The organism is Polynucleobacter sp. MG-28-Ekke-A2 (assembly GCF_035012985.1).
Taxonomy (GTDB): domain Bacteria; phylum Pseudomonadota; class Gammaproteobacteria; order Burkholderiales; family Burkholderiaceae; genus Polynucleobacter.
Genome location: NZ_JAYGQU010000041.1, coordinates 1 through 3,072, shown reverse-complemented (window position 1 = coordinate 3,072; position 3,072 = coordinate 1). Strand labels below are relative to the sequence as shown.

The following is a 3,072-nucleotide window of genomic DNA, read 5'->3' as shown; positions in this document are numbered from 1 at the left end:
TGATCTAGCCCCCGCCAATATAAAGGCACCCCGTACCCCTGAGGAGGCTGTTCTTTGCGAGTTATTTGCAGAGGTTCTTGGACTAGAAAAAGTTGGTATAGAAGATAACTTTTTTGAGCTGGGCGGAGACAGCATTGTATCTATTCAATTAGTTAGCAGGGCTCGACAAGCAGGGCTATTAGTAACACCTAAATCCATCTTTCAAAATCCAACTGTTTATAAATTAGCAAGGGTTACTCAAACAAGCCCTCAAAATACAAGCACTCAATTGCATCTAACAACTGGTGTAGCCTCAAGAACACCAATTATAAGCTGGCTACTTGAACAAAAATATTCAATAAATAAATTTAATCAATCAACGATCGTTAAAACGCCACCACAGTTAAATAGCGATCAACTAAACAAAATATTCCAGCACATAATAGACCATCATCATTCACTGAGAATGAATATTTTTCAAGAAGATATCGAGGGTAAATTTAATGGGATTCTAATTAGAGATGTGGGGTCAGTAAAGGCAATTGATCACATAAAGAAAGTTTATGTAGATCGATTTACCGAGAGAGAGATCAATGAAAATATAAAGAGAGAATTAGATTTAGCGATAGGATCTTTGGATCCCAAAAAGGGTGAAATAATTAAGATTGTATGGTTCACCAGCAATGGAATTTATCCAGGAAGACTGCTAATAGTAATTCATCACCTTGCAATCGATGCCGTCTCATGGAAAATTTTACTTTCTGATTTAGAAATATGCTGGAACTCCGTAAGGTCGCAAGATAAATTGACGCCACTTATTCAGGGGACTTCTTTTGTGCAGTGGGGTAAAAAATTAATTGACTACGCACAAACAAAAGAGGTAACAGAAGATCTGCCGATTTGGTTAAAAATACTAAAAGAACCGATTGAATCGACAATACCGATTAATTTGAAGGCCGGGAAAAACTCAAAGAAAAAAAGGGAGCAGTTAACAGCCTTCTTGGATGCTGATATCACAGAAAAATTGCTTTCAGAGGTAGCTCTTGCATCCGATGGGAAAGTGACTGATGTACTCTTGACAGCACTAGTGCTATCCGTAGCAAGCTTAAATTATGACGGCAATTTAGTGCAAAGCAACGCTTTAAAAATCTATTTAGAGGGCCATGGAAGAGAGGATGTATTTGCTGATGTAGATATATCCAGTACTGTTGGTTGGTTTACCACCCTTTTTCCAGTTCATCTTGACCCAGGTCTAATTTCTTTTGAAGAAATTTATAGTGGTAAGGAAAATTTATTGGGGATATTGACAAGAATAAAAGAACAGTTGCGAATTGTTCCTAACAATGGGCTGACCTATGGATTACTGCGCTATACAAATCCAAACACATCAGAGATTCTGAGCTCGCTTCCAATCCCAAAATTCTGCTTTAATTACTTAGGGAAAATTGCGAATCAAGGAGATAAATACTGGCAACCGATTGCAAATTGCGAAATAAGTCAACAAGTCATGATAAATGAACCGCTATTTCATGATATTGAAATTAACTGTCAAATACTGAGCGGTAATAACGGGTCTGAATTCCACGCAACGATAACCTGGGATTCCTCTAACGTCTCTGACGTAAAAATAGAGAAGATGGCCTGGAAATGGATGGATTTTTTAGGCCTATTCGCAAACAGTGGTGTCATCCCCCATACAAGGAAAACTCCTTCTGACATAGAGTTAATAAAGGTTACTCAACAACAAATTTCTCTACTGGAGAATAAATACCCGATATTCGATAACATATATCCGATGTCGCCATTACAGAGCGGAATCCTATTTCACGCAATGTATGAAAATAAAAAAACAGATGTGTACAAAATTCAGGTTGAAATTTCATTGGAGGGTGAACTTAATGAAAAAGCACTCAATGCTGCACTAAAAAAACTACATCAAAGACATCCCAATTTGAGAGCTGTCTTTAGCTATGATCAACTATCAGAACCCGTAGAAATAATAACGCATGAAGAAAGCGTTAATATTGAAAAATATGATCTAAGTAATACCTCAAATCATCTAAAAATTGAAAAAAAGTTCTTAGGCATTAGAGATAAGATTCAACGACATGCCTTTGACCTAGAACAGCAACCATTAGTAAGATACATTTTAATTAAATTAAATTCAACTAATCATAGATTGATTATCAGCATTCATCACGCGCTTATCGATGGATGGTCTTTGTCTATTATCCTCGATGAAATAAAAGAACTATATTCCCAGAATGGGTCAGACAAAAATTTAAACCTTGCACCCTCTTATAAAAAATATTTCAAATGGTTGCGATCCCTAGACTATGAAACAGCTAAATTAGCTTGGGGTAGCTATTTGAACGGCATTAATGAAGGGACAATCCTTAGCAAATCAACCGATGAAAAAACTCAGGCTAAACCGCTCAAATTAATCACTATCTTAAGCGCTAATTTAACAGACGCTATATTAAAAGTTGGACGGTTTAATAATTTAACTGCCAACTCAGTGCTCCAAGCTGCCTGGTCAATATTGCTTGGGCGACTTACAAATAGTGATTGTGTAATTTTTGGAAGTACTGTTTCAGGTAGGAATCCAGATGTAATTAATATTGATAAGATGGTTGGATTATTTATCAACACATTACCAGTAAAAGTCAAAATAACCCCAGACCTATCTTTTATAGAACTAGGGGAAACAATTCAGCTGGACTACTTAAATCTATCACCATATCAATACCTAGGGCTTAGTGAAATACAGAAATGCACAGGTATAACAAAATTATTTGATACTTTATTTATTTTTGAAAATTACCCAATTTCAACACACAAAATTACGAGTGATAGAAATGATATATCCTTCAAAGTAATTTCATCACAAGACGCAACTCATTACCCACTAACTATATCCGTATTCCCCGGGGATCAATTACAAATATGTTTTGGATACCAAGACAATCTATTTGATCTGGAAACCATACAATCTATCTCCGATCGCTTTATCCGCCTTCTAGAGTCAGCAGTAGCCAATCCAGATCAAAGCATTAGCAAACTCAGCATTTTGTCCCCTGACGAGCGGCACAC

At 36.4% G+C, this 3,072-nt stretch carries 1 protein-coding gene; it reads left to right on the top strand.

Translation table 11 applies throughout. From position 1 onward, the window contains the following. A partial coding sequence (locus tag VC188_RS11785; RefSeq protein ID WP_323484090.1) for a condensation domain-containing protein occupies positions 1-3,072 on the top strand: 3,072 nt, incomplete at both ends.